Origin of the sequence: Streptomyces sp. SAI-135 (assembly GCF_029893805.1) — a bacterium.
Taxonomy (GTDB): domain Bacteria; phylum Actinomycetota; class Actinomycetes; order Streptomycetales; family Streptomycetaceae; genus Streptomyces.
In genome coordinates, this window is sequence record NZ_JARXYP010000002.1 from 8,320,284 (window position 1) to 8,339,818 (window position 19,535).

Below are 19,535 nucleotides of genomic sequence, written 5' to 3' on the forward strand. Positions count from 1 at the left end.
TGCGCACGTGCCGTATTAGCGCTGTAATGGCGAAGTGGTGAGTGAGGGCGCTGCGGGACGCAGAACGAGAGCGCTGCGTGCCGAAAATGCCCTGACAGCGCTCACGGACGGTCCTGAGTCGCCGGAGCGGCTGCGCCGTGTCCTGGAACAGGCGCTCGTCTTCACCGGGGCGACACTGGCCGCCGTGTACATGCCCGGTGAGGACGGGGAGGTGCTGCGCCTCGTCGAGTCGGCCGGTGTCCCCCGGACGGTCTACGGGCTGCGCGACAGCTATCCGGGCTCCGGCGACTCCCCGCCCGCCGACGCGCACCGCTCCGGCAGGCCGCTCTTCCTCGGCCCGGACGAACTCGCCGCCTGCGCCGAGTCCCGCACGGTGGCCCGGCGGGACGTCCACCTGGCCGTGCTGCCCGCCCACGGCGACGACGGCCAGGCCTGTCTCGTCGCCGTCAGCGAAGGCCCGCACGGATTCGACGACGAGGACCGCAAGTGCCTCGAACTGATCGCCGACGCCGTCGTCTGCCCCGCCCCCGCGGCCGCCCCGGACGGCACGGAACCGGGCTCCCACACGTTCAGCCTCGAGATGGACACCGGCCGGGTCGAGGTCGGCGACGGCATCCTGGAGCTGTTCGGCATGAGCCGGACCGCCTTCGACGGCAAGATCGAGACCCTGCTCGGCCTGACCGTCCCCGAGGACCTGCCCTCGCTGATGTCCCTGTTCGAGGCCGGTCACCTGTCCGCCGGCGACCGCGAGCTGGAATTCCGCATCCTCCAGCCCACGGGACCGCCCAAATGGCTCCGGCTGCGCGGCCGCATGCTGCCCGGCGGCGACGACCGCCCCGCCCGGCTCGTGGGCACCGTCGCCGACGCCTCCACCCTGCGCTCCGACGTCACCGACGTGGCCCGCGTCCAGCGCCTGGCCGCCGCCCTCTCCATGGCGGGCACCGTCCGCGACGTCAGCCAGGCCGTGGTCTCCGCCCTGCGCGCCCCGCTCAGGGCCGACCGGATCGCCCTCGCCGAGCTGGAGAACGACCGGCTCGTCGTCACCGTCCTCGACCCGCCCGAAGCGGAGTCCTGGCCCGAGCTGTGGCGCCTGGAGTGGCGCAGCGAGTGGCCCGAGGCACCCGTACGGGCCATGCCCACCCTGGCCGGCGCCCTGCGCGAGGGCCGCGCCCAGATCTGGCCGGCCGGCACCCTCCTCGAACCCGCCCTCGCCGACGTCGGCCCCGGCGGCCTAGCCGTCCTGCCGCTGCCCGCCGCGGGCCGTATGGCCGGCGCCTGCCTCATCGGCTGGGACACCCCGCACCACTTCGACCCCGACGAGCGTGCCCTGCTCACCGCCTCCGCAGGGCTCGCGGGGCAGGCACTGATGCGCGCCCACGCCCTCGACGCCGAGCACGAACTCGTCGGCATGCTCCAGCGCCAGCTGCTGCCCCGCCGCCTGCCCCGGCTGCCCGGCGCGGTCGCCGTCGCCCGCTATCTGCCCAGCACCGCGGGGCTGGAGCTGGGCGGAGACTGGTACGACGTGATCCCGCTGCCCGACCACCGCGTCGCCCTGGTCATCGGTGACGTCCAGGGCCACAGCGCCGCCGCCGCGACCCTCATGGGCCAGATGCGGACCGCGCTGCGCGCCTACGCCGTCGAGGGCCATCCCCCGGACGTCGTCGTCGCCCACGCCAACAGGCTCCTCATGGACCTGGATTCCGAACTCTTCGTCACGTGCACCTATGTGGACGTCGACCTGGAGGAGGGCACCGCCTGGTGCGTGCGCGCCGGGCACCTGCCACCGGTGCTGCGCCGCCCCGACGGCACCACGGAGATCGCCGAGGCCGACGGCGGCCCCCCGCTCGGGGTGCTGGCCCAGGCCGACTTCCCGATGACCCCGCTCCGGCTGGCGCCCGGCACCCTGGTCGCCCTGACCACCGACGGTCTGGTGGAGTCCAAGGAGTCCGACATCGACGAGGGCATGGACCGCTTCGCCCGCGGGGTGGCCGCCGCCGACCCGTCCCACCTCGGCCTCGTCGCGGACGTCCTGCTCGGCGGCGCCCGCCGCAGCGACGACGTCGCCCTGCTCCTGCTGCGCTACGACGGCATGGCCACCCACCCGCTCCGGGAGAGCTGGACGGTGTGGCGGGTCCCGGAGGCCACCCGGCACGCCCGCCGCTTCACCCGCCGCACCCTGCGCGGCTGGGGCGTCCCCGAGGACGCCATGGACAGCGCCCTGCTGGTCGTCTCCGAACTCGTCACCAACGCCCTGGTGCACACCGGCGGCCAGGTCCGCCTCGACCTCACCCTCGTCGGCCGGAGGCTGCGCGTCTCCGTCGCCGACGCCTCGCCCCGGACCCCCGTCAAGCCCACCAGCATCGGCTGGGAGGCCACCGGGGGGCGCGGCATCCTGCTGGTCGAGGCCGTGTCGTCGGCCTGGGGCAGCGTGCCCGTCAGCGGCGGCAAACAGGTGTGGAGCGAAATCGCACTGGACGCCTGAGGAGGGGTACCCGAAGCGGACCATCCCCGCAGCAGAGAGGTACGTCATGACTCAGCACGTCAGCGACATCATGACCAGCGCCCCGGTCACGGTGGAACCGCAGACCTCCGTGACGGCCGTCGCCAGGATCATGCGCGACCAGGACCTCGGCGCCGTCCTGGTCACCGAGGGCGACGAACTGCGCGGCCTGGTCACCGACCGCGACCTCGTGGTGCGGTCCCTCGCCGAGGGCGGCGACCCGGAGCAGACCACCGTGGCCGGGGCGTGCAGCGACGACCTGGTGACCGTCACCCCCGAGGACGACCTGGACCACGCGATCGAGCTCATGCGCGAGCACGCCGTGCGGCGGATCCCGGTCGTCGACCACGGCCACCCGGTCGGCATCGTCGCCCTCGGCGACCTGGCCATGGAACGCGATCCTGAATCGGCCCTCGGCGACATCAGCGTGGCACGGCCCAACACCTGAGCGGGCGGGCCGGTTCGGCCGTCCGTCAAGTTCAGGTTCCCCGACCCCTCGACGAATGTGTGTGCGGGGGCGGCGGGCCGACGGGCCTCACGGTCCGTTTGTCCCGCGGCCCCCTGGGGACCCGGAGGGGAGCATGGAAGGACGGTGAACCGCCGTGACCCCGCAGACCGTTGAGAAACCCGCAGCACGCCGGCCCGAGACGGGCTGGTCCACGGCACGCCGCCTGCGCGGCAAGGGAGACCTGCGGACCTGTCTGCCCGCGGTCCAGGACCGGGTGGGCCCCGGCACGGCGCACACGGGAGAGGACAACATCTTCCGCGGCGAGGACTGATCCCTTACTCGGCGCCACCGTGGAGTCACCCCCCGTGACGGATCCGGGCTAGGGTGGCGCAAATGAAGGCCCTCGTACCGTTCACCGGGGCCGGTGTCCGTTCGCGGCCGAGTGCGCCCGCCCCGGCCGAACAGCCGGCGTCCGTCGCCCGTCAGCCAGTCTCGTCCCACGGCCTGCCGCTCCTGGCGGGCCCGCTGCTGATCCGTGACACCCCACGGGCAGACGCCCCGAACGCAGACGCCTCGCGCGCAGACATCCCCAACGCAGACGCCCTACACGCAGTCGAGCCGGCGTTCGCCGTCCGTCCCGCCGAGCCGACCTTCCCGCGAGCCCGCCCCCACTCCGCACTCTCGTGCGTGGCGGCCTCGGAGGTCGCCGAGACGGTGCCCAGGCGCAGGCACGCGCTCTCCGACTCCGGCACGACCCGGGTCGGCCCCACCCGCAGCCGGGCCTTTGACGGGCCCGCACCACGCCCCACCCGCAGCGCCCCGGCGCGCGACCGGTGGACGGAGGTCGCGCCGGACTCCCACCGGGACCGGCGGTCCGCCCTGCACGAAGCACCGCCACACATCCGCAAGGAGATTTCCCAGTGAAACGTCACGAGTTCCTGCGGGGGCTCCACCAAGCCAGCGCGAACCGCAACTACCTGGAGATCGGCGTCAACGACGGCCGCAGCCTGACGTTCTCCCGGGTACCGAGCATCGCGATCGACCCGGCGTTCAAGGTGGTCACCGAGATCCGCTGCGACGTCCACCTGGCGAAGGCCACCAGCGACGACTTCTTCGCGCGCGAGAACCCCCTCCAGCACCTCAAGGGCGGCCGCCACCCGCTGCGCAACATCATCCGCAACCGCAGCCCCTTCGGGTACTGGAAGGACGTCACGCTCGACCTGGCGTTCATCGACGGCATGCACCTGTTCGAATACGCCCTGCGCGACTTCATCAACGTGGAGAAGCACTCGGACTGGGCCAGCGTGATCGTCTTCGACGACATGCTGCCGCGCAACGTGGACGAGGCCGCGCGTGACCGGCACACCAACGCCTGGACCGGGGACGTCTACAAGATCATCGAGGTTCTGAACCGCTACCGCCCCGACCTGGTGACGATCCTGGTCGACACCGAGCCCACCGGACAGCTCGTGGTCTTCGGCGCGGACCCGGCCAACACGGTGCTCAAGGACAAGTACGACGAGATCATCGCGGAGTACGTCGTCCCCGACCCGCAGAAGGTGCCCGAGACGGTCCTGGAGCGGACGGCGGCGATCAGCCCGGAGGCACTGATCGAGGGCGCGTTCTGGAAGCCGCTGGTGAACGCCCGCAACCGCGGCAGCAAGCGGGACCGCGGCTGGGAGCACCTGCGCACCAGCCTGAAACAGCTCAGCGACGCCGGCTGAGCACAGCGGCGTGGAGCCGGGGAGGACGCGCCCGCGTCCTCCCCGGCTCCACGCGTACGTCTCGGTGTCTACCTGCCGAGCGCCCTGAACCTGCGGACCAGCTTCCCGGCCAGCCGCCGCCCCCTGCGGACCAGCGTCCGGCCCACGGGGGGCCGGGGCGCGCGCACGGCCACCGCCTCGACCCGGCCCCTCTTGACCCGCAGCGCGAAGGGCAGCGGATGGAAGCGCGGCTCCTCGGCCTCGGGCGCCGGGCTCAGCGCCACCCGCCAGTCCGCTCCGGGCAGGTCACCGACCGGCAGCACCGCGTCCAGGAGGGCCGCGGAGCCCTGGGGCCGCAGCGTGCCGGGCACCTTCGCGGGCGCGGTGCCGGAACCACGGGTGAGTTCGAGCAGTACGGGCGTGTCACGGGGGACGTGCATCGGTACCGGCATCTCGACGCGGTCGCCGGCGACCGTGACCTCCCCGGGCGTGACCCGCTCGAAGCCCAGCCGCTTGCGCGCCGCGTCGACGTCCAGGGCGAGGCAGCCCTTCGCGGTCCAGTACGGCAGGACGACGTGGCCGCCCGTGACACCGGCGTTCGCGGCCGACCGTCCCGTGAGGGGGACGGGGCCCAGCCGGCACTGTTTGGTGCAGCCGGCGAGCTTGACGCGGACGAACACGTCCCACTGCCCGGCGCCGAGCGGGCCGCCGTCGGCCGCAACGGCCGGATCCACCGTCGCCGTGCCCCGCAGCACCAGCCGCACCCGGCCGTCCTCGTCCGGGACGCTCTCCCGGGTGAAGTCCACGGGCTGGAAGTACTGGGCCGAGCTGGCGCGTTCCTGCACCAGCAGATCGACCGTGGCGCGCTGGAAGCCGTCCACGGCGTGGGCGCCGACCCAGTCCACGGCTTCCTCGACGGAGGCGGGCGGCTTGGTGAGCGGCGTGGCGCCGCCCTCGGCGGGGAACGTCAGCGGCGCACCCCGGGACGCGAGTTCGGCGGACAGGCCGATCCGCAGCACACCGTCCTCCCACGCGACGCCGTCCGGCCCGGCCTTGGCGGCGATGGGGGCCTCCCACTCGGCGAACGCCACCAGGTCGTCGAGCCTGCCGTCGGCGATCAGCGCGGCGACGACCTGCTGGATGGGCTGGAGGCCGGCCGCGACGCCGGGGCCGAAGCGCTCGACGACCACCCCGCGGATCTCGGTGAAGAGCTCCTTGCGGTAGTCCTCGGGCGCGGCCAGCAGCCGCCTGCCGCGCATCCGCTCGACCATCTCGTTGCGCAACCAGCGACGGAACAGCCGGTCGCGGGAGGGCCCCGGCTCGGTGTACTTCTCGACGATGTCGAGCGCCTCGCGCAGGTTCGCGAAGTAGCCCACCGGGTCGAAGCGCTGGAAACCCGCGTTGGAGGCGTCGTCGCGCTTGAGGTGGTAGTAGCAGACGTAGTCGCTGAGCACGGAGACGTTGTCCGCGCGCAGATACGCCTCGGTGACGAAGACGTGGTCCTCCAGCCGGCGCCTGCCCTCGGGGAAGCGCAGGCCGATGCGGTCGAGGAAGGCCCGCCGGAACATCTTGTGCGGGGTCAGGCTGTCGATCAGCGGGGCGCTGTCGACGGTGGCGCGGGGGTGGTTGCGGCGGAACAGCTCCACCGGGACGCCGCGCCCCTTGCCGGCCATCTTGCCCACGACCACGTCGGCGCCGTTGGCGACCCCGTAGTCGTACATCCGCTCCAGGGCCTCGTCGCCGAGGTAGTCGTCGTTGTCGACGAACATCACGAACTCGCCCCGGGAGGCCTCGATCCCGACGTTGCGGGGCTTGCCCGACCAGCCCGAGGCCTCCTGGTGGATGACCGTGATGTTCGCGACCTCGGCGGCCAGCGCGTCGAGCCGGGCCGGTGTGGCGTCGGTCGAACCGTCGTCGACGAAGATCGCCTCGAACTCGTCGGGGGGCAGGGACTGCCTGCGCAGCGAGGCGACGCAGTCCTCGATGTACTCCCCGGGGTTGTAGACGGGGATGACGACGCTGACCTTGACCGGCATCGGGGTCCGGACTCCTTGGGTGGTTTGTGGCTTGCGTCACAATTGGCGCAATGCGGGCCGATGCTAACGACCTCGGGCCCCTGCCGTTTCCCGCCTTCCGTGGGCGGGAGCCGCCGGGTTCGGGCACTCGGGGTGGGGGCGGTGCCGCCCGTGACGTGAGGCTCACGACGCCGACCTCGCCTGTTGCCGTGCGCCGCCGGGACGGGGCCGCATTGCGGTGGCCGCCGACGGCGTCGACCTGTTGCCGGCAACGTCACCCGGTCCAAAATCAAGGGAAGTTGACGGATGGACGGGGTGGCGAGGGGGCGGTCCGGTTCAGGAGGCGTGCCGAGGCAGTACGTCCCGGACGCTGTCCGCAGGCTCCTCTAGGGTGATCCCGTGCGTCTGCTGCTGATGTCCGACACCCATCTCCCCAAGCGCGCCAAGCAGCTCCCGGGCCGGCTGCTCGACGAACTCCCGCGCGCCGACGTCGTGTTCCACGCCGGGGACTGGGTCGACGCCGCCACCCTCGACCTGCTGGAGAGCCGCAGCGCCCGCCTCGTGGGCGTCTACGGCAACAACGACGGACCCGAACTGCGCGCCCGGCTGCCCGAGGTGGCGTAAGTCGAACTGGGCGGCCTGCGCTTCGCCGTCGTCCACGAGACCGGTGCCGCGCAAGGGCGGGAGGCCCGCTGTGCCGCCCGCTATCCCGACACCGACGTCCTGGTCTTCGGGCACAGCCACATTCCCTGGGACACCACCGCGCCCGGCGGCCTACGACTGCTGAACCCCGGCTCGCCGACCGACCGCCGCCGCCAGCCATACTGCACGTACATGACCGCCACCGTGGCCGACGGCCGCCTCGCGGACGTCCAGCTGCACCGGCTGCCGCCGCACCGGTGACGCCGGTCCGGCATGGGGAGGGGGTCCGGGCCGCCCCGTGTACCGGAGAGCGGCCCGGACGCTACGAGTGTGCGCTTTCACGGACCTCCTTCCCGATCGGAGGCGGGTGAGGGCTCCCACACCCTCTCCCGTAGCTCGGCGGCTACCCCTGTGAGCGCGCCTCACACGCTTCGCGGTGCACTTCCTCGATTCCGTCGTCCTATCCGCGTGTCCGCGACCACCACGTCGGCCGCCGCCGACGCGGCCACGGCCCGCCCGGCGCCCGGTACGCCGGTCGCGCGCAGCAGGCCGAACGGCTCGCCGTCGGCTTCCTCGGCCTGCCGGGGAGCAGTTCCTCACCCAGACGGGTGGATGGCGCCCGCCGTCGCGGTCAGCGGGGCGCCGCTGCCGCCCCAGCGCAGGGCGATGATCTCGGCGGCCACGGACACGGCGACCTCCTCGGGCGTACGGGCTCCCAGGTCGAGGCCGACGGGCGAGCGCAGCCGGGACAACTCGGCCTCGGTCAGCCCCGCCTCGGCGAGCCGCTTCAGCCGGTCGTCGTGCGTACGGCGGCTGCCCATCGCCCCGATGTACGCGGCGGGGCGGCGCAGCGCCTCCTCCAGCAGGGGCACGTCGAACCTGGGGTCGTGGGTCAGCACGCAGATCACCGTGCGGTCGTCGGTGGCGGTGCCGCTCAGGTGGCGGTGCGGCCAGTCCACGACCACCTCGACGCCCTCCGGGAAGCGCTTCGGCGTGGCGAAGACCGGGCGGGCGTCGCAGACCGTGACCCGGTAGCCGAGGAACGCGCCGATGCGGGCGACGGCGGCCGCGTAGTCGATCGCGCCGAAGACCAGCATGCGGGGCGGCGGTGCGAAGGAGTGCAGGAAGACGCCGACCGCGTCCTCACGCCGCTCGCCGCGCGGGCCGTAGTGCCGCGACCCGGTCGCGCCCAGGGCGAGTTCGCCGCGGGCGTCGGCGGTGACCGCCACGTCCAGGCCGGTGGTGCCGAGGGTGCCCGCGACGCGGTCCGGCCACACGGCGAGCGTGGCGCCGCGCGGTGCGGGGCCGTCCGTCACCGTCGCCACGGTCACCGGGGCGCCCGCCGCCACCGACTCCGCGATCTCGCCGAACGCGGGATCCAGGGCGGCCGTCACGGGCCGTACGAGGAGGGTGATCTCCCCGCCGCAGGTGAGGCCCACCGTGAACGCGTCCTCGTCGCTGTACCCGAAGGTCTCGAGGCGGGCCTCGCCGCTCGCCACGACCTCCTTCGCCACCTCGAAGACGGCGCTCTCGACACAGCCGCCGGACACACTGCCGACGACCTCGTCGCCCGGGCCGACCGCCATGGCCGCCCCGGGATCGCGGGGCGCGCTGCGGCTCGTCGAGACGACCGTGGCCAGTCCGAACGGCAGCCCCGCCGTGTACCAGCCGTTCAGCACCGGGAGGATGTCACGCATCGCCGGCTCCTTTCACCACCGCCGCCGGACGCTCCGGTGCGGCCATGCTGTGCCCCTCGACGAACGCGTCCACGCTCGCCGGCGCGACCGGGGTGCGCCTTGAGCGGATCGGCCCGGATCACCCGTGCGCCGACCGGTGCAAGCCTCGCATCCGGGCCGCGAGCAGCTCCGGATCGCCACGCTCCCGGCCGTCCGGCAGCACCACCACGACCGCCGTGGGCCCTGCCGGTTCCAGCGGTCCAGGACCTCCCGCGCGGCTCACCGAACCGGGTACCCCGGCGCCGGTCGGGCACGGCCCCGGCGAGCGCCGCCATCGCCCGGTCCGTTTAATCCGTTGCCTCCGGGAGCGCGCACCTGCTGCACTTCAGAGGTCCGTGCCTCGCATGATCCTGGAGCCGAAATGCGCACTGCGTCCCTGTCCATCCCGGAAGGAATCTCCCTCTCTCCAAAGGACATGACGCTTCGTGCACCTGCTCAACCTCGGGATTCTCGCCCACGTCGACGCCGGTAAGACCAGCCTGACCGAGCGGCTGCTGCACTCGGCCGGGGTCATCGACGAGATCGGCAGTGTCGACGCCGGCAGCACAAGGACCGACACGCTCGCGCTGGAGCGCCGGCGCGGCATCACCATCAAGTCGGCCGTCGTCTCCTTCCCGGTCGACGACGTGACCGTCAATCTGATCGACACCCCGGGCCACCCGGACTTCATCGCCGAGGTGGAGCGGATCCTCGGCGTGCTCGACGGCGCCGTGCTCGTCGTCTCGGCCGTCGAGGGAGTCCAGGCGCAGACCCGGATCCTGATGCGGACCCTCCAGCGGCTGGGCATCCCGACCCTCTTCTTCGTCAACAAGATCGACCGCCGGGGTGCCCGTCCCGAGCAGGTCCTGCGGACCGTCGCCGAGCGGCTCACGCCGGAGATCGTGCCGATGGGGACGGTGGACCGGCCCGGCACGCGCGAGGCCCGTTTCGTCCCCGGGATCGGTGCCCACGACGTCCTCGCGGACCACGACGACGACCTGCTGTCGGCCTGGGTGGAGGGGCGGGTCGACGAGGGGCTGCTGCGCGGGGCGCTGGCCGCGCAGACCCGGCGGGCCCTGGTGCACCCGGTGTACTTCGGTTCGGCGGCCACGGGCGCGGGAGTGCCCGAACTGATCACCGGCATCACGGAGTTGCTGCCCGCCTCCGACGGCGACCCGCAGGGGCCCGTCTCCGGCACGGTGTTCAAGGTCGAGCGGGGACCGGCAGGGGAGAAGATCGCGTACGCGCGCCTGTTCTCCGGCACGCTCGGTGTCCGCGACAGGGTGCCGTTCGGCGAGGCGCGCACCGAGGGCCGTGTCACCGCGATCAGCGTCTTCGGCGGCGGCACCGAGGCCCCTCGGGAGACGGTCCCCGCGGGCCGGATCGCCAAGCTGTGGGGGCTCACCGGCGTCCGCGTCGGCGACGCCCTCGGCGAACCCCGCAAGGCCCACGGCCGCTTCTTCGCCCCGCCCTCCCTCGAAACGGTCGTCGTGCCGGGCCCGGGCACGGACGCGAGGTCCCTCCACCTCGCCCTCACCCGGCTCGCCGAACAGGACCCGCTGATCGACCTGCGCCACGACGAGGTACGCCAGGAGACCTCCGTATCCCTCTACGGGGAGGTCCAGAAGGAGGTCGTCCAGGCCACGCTCGCCGAGGAGTTCGGCCTCGACGTCACCTTCCGTGAGACCACGCCCCTGTGCGTCGAGCGTCCGGCCGGGACGGGCGAGGCCGCCGAGTTCGTCAAGAAGGACGCCAACCCCTTCCTCGCCACCGTCGGCCTGCGCGTCGACCCGGCACCGATCGGCTCCGGTGTGTCCTTCCGCCTGGAGGTGGAGCTCGGTGCCATGCCGTACGCCTTCTTCAAGGCCGTCGAGGACACCGTGCGCGAGACCCTCGGCCAGGGCCTCGCCGGCTGGCAGGTCACCGACTGCACGGTCACCATGACCCACTGCGGCTACTGCCCCCGGCAGAGCCATGCCCACCAGGGCTTCGACAAGAGCATGTCCAGCACCGGAGCGGATTTCCGGGGCCTGACCCCGCTGGTCCTGGTCGAGGCGCTCCGCCGGGCGGGTACCCGGGTGTACGAGCCGATGCACCGCTTCCGCGTCGAGGCCCCGGCCGACACCCTCGGCGCCCTGCTGCCGGTGCTCGCCGCTCTGAGGGCCGTCCCGCGGACGACGGAGACCCGGGGCGACCGGTGTGTCCTGGAGGGCGCGGTTCCGGCCGCCCGGGTGCACGGCCTCGAGCAGCGGCTGCCCGGACTGACGCGCGGCGAGGGGGAGTTGGAGAGCGGCTTCGACCACTACGCGCCGGTCTCGCACGGAACCGTTCCGCGGCGCCCACGCAGTGATCACAACCCCCTCAACCGCAGGGAGTATCTGTTGAACGTGACACGTCGAGTCGGCGGATGAGGCGTCGAAAGCGACGAAAGTGAAACTTACTCATCAGTCAGATGGTGTTGACGTTGTACCGAAATGGCCGGACTGTAATGGACATGCCGAATAAACGCGCACGTCTGCTCGTTGTTCTGGTTGTCCTCTGTGGATTCCTGACGGTCGCGGGCGTCCGGCCCGCTCCCGCCGACGCCCTCACCGACTCCCTCCCGTTCGACGGCACCGCCCTCACCGTCCGGAACGGACGGTTCGTCGACGGCAACGGCCGCGAGGTCGTGCTGCGTGGCTACAACGTCTCCGGCGAGACCAAGCTCGCCGAGAACAAGGGCCTGCCCTTCGCCTCCGTCGCCGACGCCAGGAAGTCGGCCACCGCGCTCAGAGCCCTCGGCGGCGGCAACTCCGTGCGCTTCCTGCTCTCCTGGGCCTACGCGGAACCGGTGAGGGGCCAGGTGGACACCGCGTACCTGGCGAGCGCCACCGCGCAGCTGCGGGCCTTCCTCGACGCGGGCATCCGGGTCTACCCCGACTTCCACCAGGACCTGTACTCCCGCTGGCTGTTCAACCAGGGCAGCTGGTACACCGGCGACGGCGCCCCCGCGTGGGCCGTGGCGCTGGGCGGCTACCCCGCCGAGTCCTGCGGCATCTGCCTGCTGTGGGGCCAGAACATCACCCAGAACGGCGCGGTGAAGGCGGCCCAGTACGACTTCTGGCACAACAGGTACGGCCTCCAGGACGCCTTCCTGACCACCGCCGAGAAGACCATGGCGTACCTCAGGGCCAACCTCTCCGCCGAGGAGTTCGCCGGTGTGGTCGGCTTCGACCCCTACAACGAGCCCTACGCCGGCACCTACGACTCCGGGCAGAACAGCCGCACCTGGGAACGCGACCTGCTGTGGCCCTTCTACGTGCGGTTCCGGGCCCGGATGGACGCGGCGGGCTGGACGGACAAGCCCGCGATGGTCGAACCGAACCTCTTCTGGAACGGCAACGTCAGCAAGGAGGAGGGCGGCCTCCTCGACGCCGGCACGCTCGGTTCCCGGTACGTCTTCAACACCCACTTCTACGACCAGAAGGCCATCTCCGGCATCCTGATGTGGGGCAACGCCTCCGACGGCCAGTACACCGGCGACTTCGGCACGGTCCGCGACCGCGCGGCGGCGGCCGGGACGACGGCCGTGGTGAGCGAGTTCGGGCACCCGCTGAACGGCTCGACCGCCGGCAAGGCGCCGACCGTGCTCAAGGCCATGTACCAGGCGCTCGACTCCCGGGTGAAGGGCGCCGACTGGTGGTCCGTGCCAGCCGGTTCGGGGCCCGTCCTCTCCGGCAGCCAGTGGCAGTGGGACATCTACAACGGCCGTCACCACGAGCTGATGAACGACAACCCCGCCAAGGTCAGGACGTCCGGCGACGCCTGGAACGACGAGGACCTGTCGGCCGTGCGGCTCGACGACTCGGGCACGGCGGTACTCCGCCAGGACGCCCGGCTCCTCGACCGGATCTACCCGAGCGCCACCTCGGGCACCACGGTCGCCTTCACGTACGAGGACCGCTCGCGCGACGGCTCCACGACCCTGACCTGGAACCCGGTGCCGAGCGGCCTGCCCAAGGTGTCGTCCCTCGTCGGGTCCGGTCAGTACGCGGTGCTGGTGTGGCGCTCGGCGAGCGGCTCGGCGCCCACCGAACTCCATCTGCCCGCCTCTTTCCCGACCGCGACGACCACAGTGGTCTCCGACCTGGGCACGGTCTCGGGTCCGCCCGCGTACACCTCGTCGACGCCGGTCGGCGCCGCCTCCGAACCGGGCGGCACGGGCAGTCGCCGCCTGCTGCTCACCGACTCGGACTCCGGCGTCCCGCACTACGCGCTGGTGACCAACGGGGCGACCTCGCCCTCCGCGTCCGCGCTGAGCGCGGCCAAGGTCGAGCTGGCGGCCTGGGTGGCCCAGAAGATCGGCTGAGCACGGCGGTACGGGCTCGTTCGGGCCCGCACGCGAGACCGGGCACCGCCTCGGTGAGGAGGCGGTACCCGGCCCGGTATGTGCAGGATTCCCGCGGTCTACGAGGAGGGGCTGGTCCAGTCCGCCGCCACGTGACCCAGCCGCACCCGCTGCGGGTGGTCGCCCACCGGCACGGACGCCGTCTTCTGCCCGGTCGCGAAGTCGATCGCGGTGACCTGGTCGGCGCCGCTCTCGGAGACGACACAGCTCCTGCCGTCGCCGCTGACGGTCGCCCAGTAGGGCTTCGAGGCGGTGACCAGCGGGCCCTCCTGGAGGGTGCTGCGGTTCACGACGGTCGCGTAGTCGTCCATCGTGCCCGCGACGCACAGCTTGCTGCCGTCCGGGCTGATCGAGAGGCCGTGGTGGCGCGAGTCGTTGACCATGGTGGTGCGGTCGTCGCTGGTCGCCGGGTTCTTCGGCAGGGTCTTGGTGCGGGTGATCTTGTCGGTGGCGACGTCGTACTCGAAGAAGCCGTTGAAGAACGACACCTGGAAGTACAGCTTGGACTCGTCCGGCGAGAAGACGGCCGGACGGACGGCGTCGGAGTAGTCCGTGAGGCCGATCGCGTTCAGCCTGTCCCGCATGTCGATGGTCTTGACCTGCTTGTAGGTGGTCGCGTCCACCACCGTGATGTGCCGGTCGCCCTTCGTCCAGTCCAGCCAGGGCGCGTCGGAGTCGGTGTTCACGTCCCCGATCGCCATGTTCCAGATGTACTTGCCGTCCCTGCTGAAGATGTTCTCGTGGGGCTTGTCGCCGGTGGCGAACGAGCCGAGCTGCTGACCGGTGTTGATGTTCAGCACGTGCACGGTGTTCGCCGTGGAGGCCGACACCGCGACCCGGGTGCCGTCGGGGGAGACCGCCATGTGGTCCGCCCGGTACCCCGAGACCTTGAAGCGCCAGTTGATCTTCCCGGTGGCCAGGTCGATCGACACCACGTCCGCGAAGCTCGGCCGTGAGACGACCACCGACCTGCCGTCCGGCGTGGAGTACATGTCGTCGACGAACTGGTCGTGGCCCTCGCCGACGCTGTTGCGGATGGCCATGAAGTAGATCCACTTGATCGGATCGGCGTTGATCTCCGCCATCCGCGCGTCCTTGTCGGGGACGACGTTGATCCGGCCGATTCTCGCCAGGTCCCCGGAGGACTTGATGACGTCGGCCGTGCCGTCCCAGTTGTTGCCCACGAACAGCACCTCGCGCAGGGCGGCGCTGTCCGCGGCGGAGGCGGCGGTCGCGGGGGCGGTGACGGTCAGGACGACGGCGGCGGCCATGGCACACAGGTGCCGGGGCTTGAGAGCAGGCATGACAGGTCTCCCTCTGGGCGGCTCGTGACGGGGGCATGCCAAGACGACGAAACTGAAGACGTGTGCTTTCAGAGTGAACTTACTGCAAAGTAAGGAAGAGGCGCCCTTCTCCACAAGACTGCGTACACGACAAAATTGGTGCTCATGGCGAGGCCGGACTCTCCGGCCGGACAGGAGGTGCGGTGACGGGCAGGCTCAAGGCCCCGACCGGTCGCTACGGCGGCAAGACGGCCGCGGAACGGCAGGCCGAGCGGCGCCGCCGCTTCCTGGACGCGGCGCTCCAGCTCTTCGGGGACGCTCCCGGCTACCGCGCCACGACCGTCGCGGCCCTCAGCGAGGCCGCGGGCCTTTCCACCCGCCAGTTCTACGAGGAGTTCCGCACCCTCGAGGACGTCCTGGCCGCGCTGCACCTGGAGGTCAACGACTGGGCGACGGCGGCCGTGGTGGCCGCGGTGGCCGAAGCGGACCACCTGCCGCTCGCCGAGCGCGCGGCAGCGATCTTCCGCGCGTACGCGGCGAACGTCACGTCCGATCCCCGCCGGGTGCGGATCACGTTCGTGGAGATCATCGGCGTCAGCGCCCGGCTGGAGGAGCAACGGCTGGCCCGCCGGGCGCACTGGGTGGATCTGGTGTGCGCCGAGGCCGACCGTGCCGTCGCGCGGGGCGAGGCGGCCCAGCGGGACTACCGGCTCGCGGCGACCGGGTTCATCGGCAGCGTGAACGGGCTGCTGCACGACTGGAACGCCGGATGGGTGGACGCGACCCTGGACGAGGTGGTGGAGGAACTGGTGCGGCAGTTGCTGGGCATTCTGCGGCCGCCCGGATGGGAGCCGACCCGGGCGTGAGCCGCGTCCGCTGCCTCACAGCCGGTCAACGGCCGCCAGTACGGGCGTCACCCCGTCCTCCGCGCGGATGCCCGCCCCGAGGGCACGCGCCCGCTCCCGGTACTTCCTGTCCCGCGTGACCCGGACCAGCGCCGCCTCCAGTGTGTCGGCGCTCAGACGCCTGAGCGGTACGGCCTGCGGCGCCACACCCAACGCCACCAGTCTCGCCGCCCAGAAGCCCTCGTCGAACTGGACCGGTACCGGTACGGCCGGAACCCCGGCGCGCAGACCGGCCGCCGTCGTGCCCGCACCCGCGTGGTGGACCACGGCAGCCGTCCGCGGGAAGAGCGCGGAGTGCGGCACCTCTCCGACGGTCAGCATGTCGTCGCCCGTCGCCGAGAGGCCCGCCCAGCCGCGCTGGATCACCCCGCGCAGACCGGCCCGGCGCAGCGCCCGTACGATCTCGGCGCTGGTCCGCGCCGGGTCGGGCACGGTCGCGCTGCCCAGACCCACGAACACCGGTGGCGGGCCGGAGTCGAGGAACCCGAGCAGGTCGTCGGGGAGCGGCTCGTCGCCGTCGTACGGCCACCAGTAGCCCGCCACGTCGAGCCCGGGCCGCCAGTCGCCGGGCCGGGCGACCACCTGGGGGCTGAAGCCGTGCAGGACCGGCCAGCCCTGTCGCTCGCGGGCGCGAAGTGCCGCGGCCGTGCCCATGGGCGGCAGGCCCAGTCGGGCCCGGAGCGGGGGCAGGGCCGCGGCGAAGACCTGCTCCACGGCCAGGTTCAGGCCCAGCCCGGCGACCCGGTTGCCCAGGGTGCCCATGGAGGCGGTGCCCAGCATGGGAGGCGCGAACTCCCGTGTGGGAGCGAGGGGTTGGAGGTTGAGTCCCAGGCTGGGCAGGCCCAGGCCCACGGCGACGGCGTGGCCCAGCGGGGCCACCGAGCCGGACAGGAGCAGCGCGTCGCTCGCGCGGCCGGCGGCCACCAGGTCGTCGGTCATCTCCACGGCCAGCGCCCGTGCCATGGAGACCACCCGCATGAGCTTGCCCACGCCGGTCGTACTGCGGTGCAGGGCCCGCCCCCGTGCGGACTCCAGCTCGGCACGGGGGTCGACCGGCAGGGCGTGGAAGCCGAGGCCCGCCCGCGCCGCGAGCGGTGCGAAGCGGCCGTGGGTGACCAGCGTGACCTGGTGTCCGACCCGCGCCAGAGCGTGTCCCAGTCCGGTGAAGGGGGCCACGTCGCCCCGGGAACCCGCCGTCATGATCGCTACTCGCACGCCCGACAGTATGGCCCCGGCTCCTACCGTCCCGGGCACGGTTCATCCCCGGAGCGTTGCGAGCCAGCCGGTCAGCAGGCGGTTGACGTCGTCGGGGCGCTCCTGCTGGACCCAGTGGCCGCAGCCGTCCAGGAGGTGACGGGCCGACAGACCGGGGAGGGTGGTGGGGAAGGCGTCGATGGCGTCGGACATCCAGGTGGTGGAGGCGTCCAGGGCGCCGCCGATGAACAGGGACGGCTGCTTGATCGGAGCTCCGCGGTGCGGGGCAAGGTCTTCCCAGTCCCGGTCCATGGCGCGGTAGCGGTTGAGTGCGCCGGTCAGACCGGTGCGCTCGAACTCCCCGGCGTAGACGTCGAGATCCTCCTCGCTCAACCAGGCCGGGAGCGGGCCTGCGGGAAAGCGGTCGCGCAGCCGGCCGCCGCCACGGGCGACGAAGTGCGGGTCGGGCTCGCCCCGGGCGGGCATGGTGTCGGCGGACAGAGCCGCGTAGAAGCCGGCGAGCCAGCCCCGGACGTCGGGCTCGATCTCCGCCTCGGCGCGGCCGGGGTCCTGGAAGTAGGAGACGTAGAACTCCTGCTCGGGGCCGCCGATCCGGCCGAACACGTCGCTGGGGCGGGGCCCGCCGGGCGGCGCGTAGGGGACGCTCAGCAGCCCGACGGCGCGGAAGACCTCGGGGTGGAGCAGGGCGGAGGCGGCGGCGATGTTGGAGCCCCAGTCGTGGCCGACGGCCACCGCGCTCTCCTCGCCGAGGGCACGCACGACGGCGACGTTGTCCTCCACCAGGTCGAGCATCCGGTAGGCATCGGACGCCTCCGGTTTGGAGGAACGGCCGTAACCGCGCACGTCGATCGCCGCTGCCCGGTAGCCGGCCGCGGCGAGGGCCGGGAGCTGGCGGCGCCAGGAGTACCAGGACTCGGGGAAGCCGTGCACGAGCAGGACCAGCGGGCCGGTGCCCTGTTCGACCAGGTGCAGGCGCCCGGCCGGGGCCTCGACGGTGCGGTGGCGGAGGTCGGCGGTCGGCTCGGGCTGCATGGGCTTCTCCTCGGATCGCGGCGCGCGGCTACCCGTCGATCATGCGGCGCAGCACCCGCCCGGCGCGATCGGCCTTGCCAATCTGGCAACCTTGCAGGATGGAGCGGTGCAGCGCCGCGAGAAGGAGCGTGAGCGGTGACAGTCGACGACGTGGACGGCACACTGGCCGCGATGGGGCCCCGGCTGCGGGCCGCGCGCGAGCACCACGGTGCGACGCTCGCCGGTGTCAGCTGCGCGACCGGCATCTCGCCCAGCACGCTGTCCCGGATCGAGACCGGCCGGCGCAAGCCCACGCTGGAGGTGCTGCTGCAGCTGTCGAAGGAGTACGGCGTCTCCCTGGACGAGCTGGCCGGCACGGCACCCGCCCCCGCGGCCGAGCCGCGCGCCACGGCACCGCTGAGCTTCGGCGACGACAAGGCGGTGCTGCCGTTGACCCGGTACGTCGGCGGCCTGCACGCCCACAAGCACGTCCTGCCCGCCCTCCAGAACCCGCCCGCGAGGCCCCGGCAGGTCTCCCACGACGGCTACGAGTGGCTGTGCGTCCTGTACGGACGGCTGTGGCTCGCCCTCGGCGACCAGGACCTCGTCATGACCCCCGGGGACGTCGCCGAGTTCGACACCCGCACCCCGCACGGGGTGGCGAACACCAGCCCAGGCGGCCCGGTCGAGTACCTGGTCATGTTCGGACCGCAGGGCGAACGCCAACGGCAGCGCACCCCTTCAGCCACTGCTCGCGGGACTGGTGACGGCAAGGCCGCTGAGTGAGCGGGCGCCGGGAAGGTCCAGGTCGTTCGTGAGCTGGACCTTCGGCGTCCTTTTCGCTACTCGTCCCAGGCCTGGATCATGGTCTGTTCGACGATCTTGCCGTCCCGGAGCGTCAGCATCGACTCGGAGAGGACGCGTACCCCGTCGGAGTACAGGCAGGACTCGCTGAAGGCGACGTGGTCGCCCTCCATGACGCACTGCTCCAGCTTGTGCGTCATGTCGCGGCTGTACACGTCGTCGAGCATCGCGCTGATCTGGTCCCTGCCGTGCAGCACGGTGGGGTGGCTGGGCTGGCTGTTGCGGTCCACGACGCGTATCTCGGCGTCGTCCGCGTAGAGCGAGAGAAGATTCGCCGCGGATTTTCCTTCCACGCCGCTGCGGAGGGTTTCGGTGCTGAAGCCGGAGTGTGCCGCGGTGCCCATGATGACCTCCTGTAAGGGCAGCGGCCCGACGAGGAGCGGGTCGCGTGGGGCTGTCTCTTCGAGACTCCTCCGCCCCGGCGGCCACGGCAAGCGCAGACCGGGCGCTCCGCCTGACGGGTGAGGGCTGTGGGCCGGCCGTGTCCGGCAGGGCCCCGCCCGCGTTGCTGACAACATGATCTCAACTCGACGTATGGTCGCCGCCGTCGGTCTCGCCGTCGGCGTCACCGGACTCACCGCTCCCCTCGCGAACGCGGCCGAGGCGGCCGCCCCGGACGCCGGGCGGGTGAACCCGATCGCCGTGCTCGACTCGCTCGCCTCGAGCGACATCCCCGCGGAGCACAAGGACGAGATCCCGCCGGTCTCCCGGCAGCTCGCCGGCCTCAACCAGCTCAACGACCTGAACCAGCTGGGCCAGCTCACCGGCCTCGTCGCCCCGGTCACCGGGCTGGTGCCGGCCGTCCACTGATGCCCCCGTAGGGGAGAACCGAGGGCCGCCCTGGAGC

At 72.3% G+C, this 19,535-nt stretch carries 17 protein-coding genes and 1 pseudogene; 12 read left to right on the forward strand and 6 right to left on the reverse strand.

Translation table 11 applies throughout. The features are described from left to right. The first annotated feature begins 34 nt into the window (after nucleotides 1–34). The 5 genes from M2163_RS42095 (at nucleotide 35) to M2163_RS42115 (ending at nucleotide 4,672) form a co-directional block, all read left to right on the forward strand. Nucleotides 35–2,482, forward strand: a complete 2,448-nt coding sequence (locus M2163_RS42095; RefSeq protein WP_280847595.1) for a SpoIIE family protein phosphatase — start codon at nucleotides 35–37, stop codon at nucleotides 2,480–2,482. A gap of 46 nt (nucleotides 2,483–2,528) precedes the next feature. After that, a complete protein-coding gene (locus M2163_RS42100; protein ID WP_280847594.1) occupies nucleotides 2,529–2,948 on the forward strand; it encodes a CBS domain-containing protein in 420 nt (139 codons plus the stop codon). Nucleotides 2,949–3,102: 154 nt separating this feature from the next. Then, on the forward strand, nucleotides 3,103–3,279 hold the full coding sequence (locus M2163_RS42105; RefSeq protein ID WP_280847593.1) for a hypothetical protein: 177 nt from the start codon (nucleotides 3,103–3,105) through the stop codon (nucleotides 3,277–3,279). A 356-nt stretch (nucleotides 3,280–3,635) separates the two neighbouring features. Further along, nucleotides 3,636–3,872, forward strand: a complete 237-nt coding sequence (locus M2163_RS42110) for a hypothetical protein (protein WP_280896670.1) — start codon at nucleotides 3,636–3,638, stop codon at nucleotides 3,870–3,872. Then, the gene (locus M2163_RS42115) at nucleotides 3,869–4,672 is read left to right on the forward strand and encodes a class I SAM-dependent methyltransferase (protein WP_280847591.1); all 804 of its coding nucleotides are present in this window, start codon (nucleotides 3,869–3,871) and stop codon (nucleotides 4,670–4,672) included. The genes M2163_RS42110 and M2163_RS42115 overlap by 4 nt, the downstream gene beginning before the upstream one ends. A 68-nt stretch (nucleotides 4,673–4,740) precedes the next feature. Here M2163_RS42115 and M2163_RS42120 read toward each other — a convergent pair whose 3' ends face one another. After that, nucleotides 4,741–6,687: a glycosyltransferase family A protein gene (locus M2163_RS42120; protein ID WP_280896671.1), complete on the reverse strand. Its 1,947-nt coding sequence runs from the start codon at nucleotides 6,685–6,687 to the stop codon at nucleotides 4,741–4,743. 378 nt (nucleotides 6,688–7,065) lie between these two features. On the opposite strand from M2163_RS42120, the pseudogene M2163_RS42125 reads away from it, so the two are divergent. Then, nucleotides 7,066–7,569 (forward strand): annotated as a pseudogene (locus tag M2163_RS42125) (metallophosphoesterase). A 335-nt stretch (nucleotides 7,570–7,904) separates the two neighbouring features. Here M2163_RS42125 and M2163_RS42130 read toward each other — a convergent pair. Then, nucleotides 7,905–9,005, reverse strand: a complete 1,101-nt coding sequence (locus tag M2163_RS42130; RefSeq protein WP_280896672.1) for an XdhC/CoxI family protein — start codon at nucleotides 9,003–9,005, stop codon at nucleotides 7,905–7,907. 464 nt (nucleotides 9,006–9,469) lie between these two features. Here M2163_RS42130 and M2163_RS42135 point away from each other — a divergent pair, with 464 nt between their 5' ends. Together M2163_RS42135 and M2163_RS42140 are read left to right on the forward strand one after the other, a co-directional pair. Continuing rightward, entirely contained in the window at nucleotides 9,470–11,434 is a 1,965-nt protein-coding gene (locus M2163_RS42135; protein ID WP_280896673.1) for a TetM/TetW/TetO/TetS family tetracycline resistance ribosomal protection protein, read from the forward strand. 77 nt (nucleotides 11,435–11,511) lie between these two features. Then, complete coding sequence (locus M2163_RS42140) at nucleotides 11,512–13,371, forward strand: cellulase family glycosylhydrolase (RefSeq protein ID WP_280896674.1); 1,860 nt, start codon at nucleotides 11,512–11,514, stop codon at nucleotides 13,369–13,371. A gap of 98 nt (nucleotides 13,372–13,469) precedes the next feature. Here the strand turns inward: M2163_RS42140 and M2163_RS42145 are convergent, their stop codons facing one another. Continuing rightward, nucleotides 13,470–14,714: a YncE family protein gene (locus M2163_RS42145; RefSeq protein WP_280847586.1), complete on the reverse strand. Its 1,245-nt coding sequence runs from the start codon at nucleotides 14,712–14,714 to the stop codon at nucleotides 13,470–13,472. Nucleotides 14,715–14,896: 182 nt separating this feature from the next. On the opposite strand from M2163_RS42145, the gene M2163_RS42150 reads away from it, so the two are divergent. After that, nucleotides 14,897–15,559 carry a TetR/AcrR family transcriptional regulator gene (locus M2163_RS42150; protein ID WP_280896675.1) on the forward strand — a complete coding sequence of 221 codons (663 nt, stop codon included), beginning with the start codon at nucleotides 14,897–14,899 and terminating at the stop codon, nucleotides 15,557–15,559. 15 nt (nucleotides 15,560–15,574) lie between these two features. On the opposite strand, the gene M2163_RS42155 is transcribed toward M2163_RS42150, so the two are convergent. Next, a complete protein-coding gene (locus M2163_RS42155) occupies nucleotides 15,575–16,798 on the reverse strand; it encodes a glycosyltransferase (RefSeq protein WP_280897401.1) in 1,224 nt (407 codons plus the stop codon). A 57-nt stretch (nucleotides 16,799–16,855) separates the two neighbouring features. Further along, a complete protein-coding gene (locus tag M2163_RS42160) occupies nucleotides 16,856–17,845 on the reverse strand; it encodes an alpha/beta hydrolase (protein WP_280896676.1) in 990 nt (329 codons plus the stop codon). Between M2163_RS42160 and M2163_RS42165 the strand changes: the two genes are divergently transcribed. Beyond that, nucleotides 17,844–17,984, forward strand: coding sequence for a hypothetical protein (locus M2163_RS42165; protein WP_280896677.1), 141 nt, complete (start codon nucleotides 17,844–17,846; stop codon nucleotides 17,982–17,984). The two genes, M2163_RS42160 and M2163_RS42165, sit on opposite strands and share 2 nt — an antisense overlap. Continuing rightward, on the forward strand, nucleotides 17,981–18,610 hold the full coding sequence (locus M2163_RS42170) for a helix-turn-helix domain-containing protein (protein ID WP_280896678.1): 630 nt from the start codon (nucleotides 17,981–17,983) through the stop codon (nucleotides 18,608–18,610). The genes M2163_RS42165 and M2163_RS42170 overlap by 4 nt, the downstream gene beginning before the upstream one ends. 56 nt (nucleotides 18,611–18,666) lie before the next feature. Here the strand turns inward: M2163_RS42170 and M2163_RS42175 are convergent, their stop codons facing one another. Then, the gene (locus M2163_RS42175) at nucleotides 18,667–19,032 is read right to left on the reverse strand and encodes a nuclear transport factor 2 family protein (protein WP_280847583.1); all 366 of its coding nucleotides are present in this window, start codon (nucleotides 19,030–19,032) and stop codon (nucleotides 18,667–18,669) included. A 172-nt stretch (nucleotides 19,033–19,204) separates the two neighbouring features. Here M2163_RS42175 and M2163_RS42180 point away from each other — a divergent pair, with 172 nt between their 5' ends. Beyond that, the gene (locus M2163_RS42180) at nucleotides 19,205–19,498 is read left to right on the forward strand and encodes a hypothetical protein (protein ID WP_280847582.1); all 294 of its coding nucleotides are present in this window, start codon (nucleotides 19,205–19,207) and stop codon (nucleotides 19,496–19,498) included. The last annotated feature ends 37 nt before the right edge of the window (nucleotides 19,499–19,535 follow it).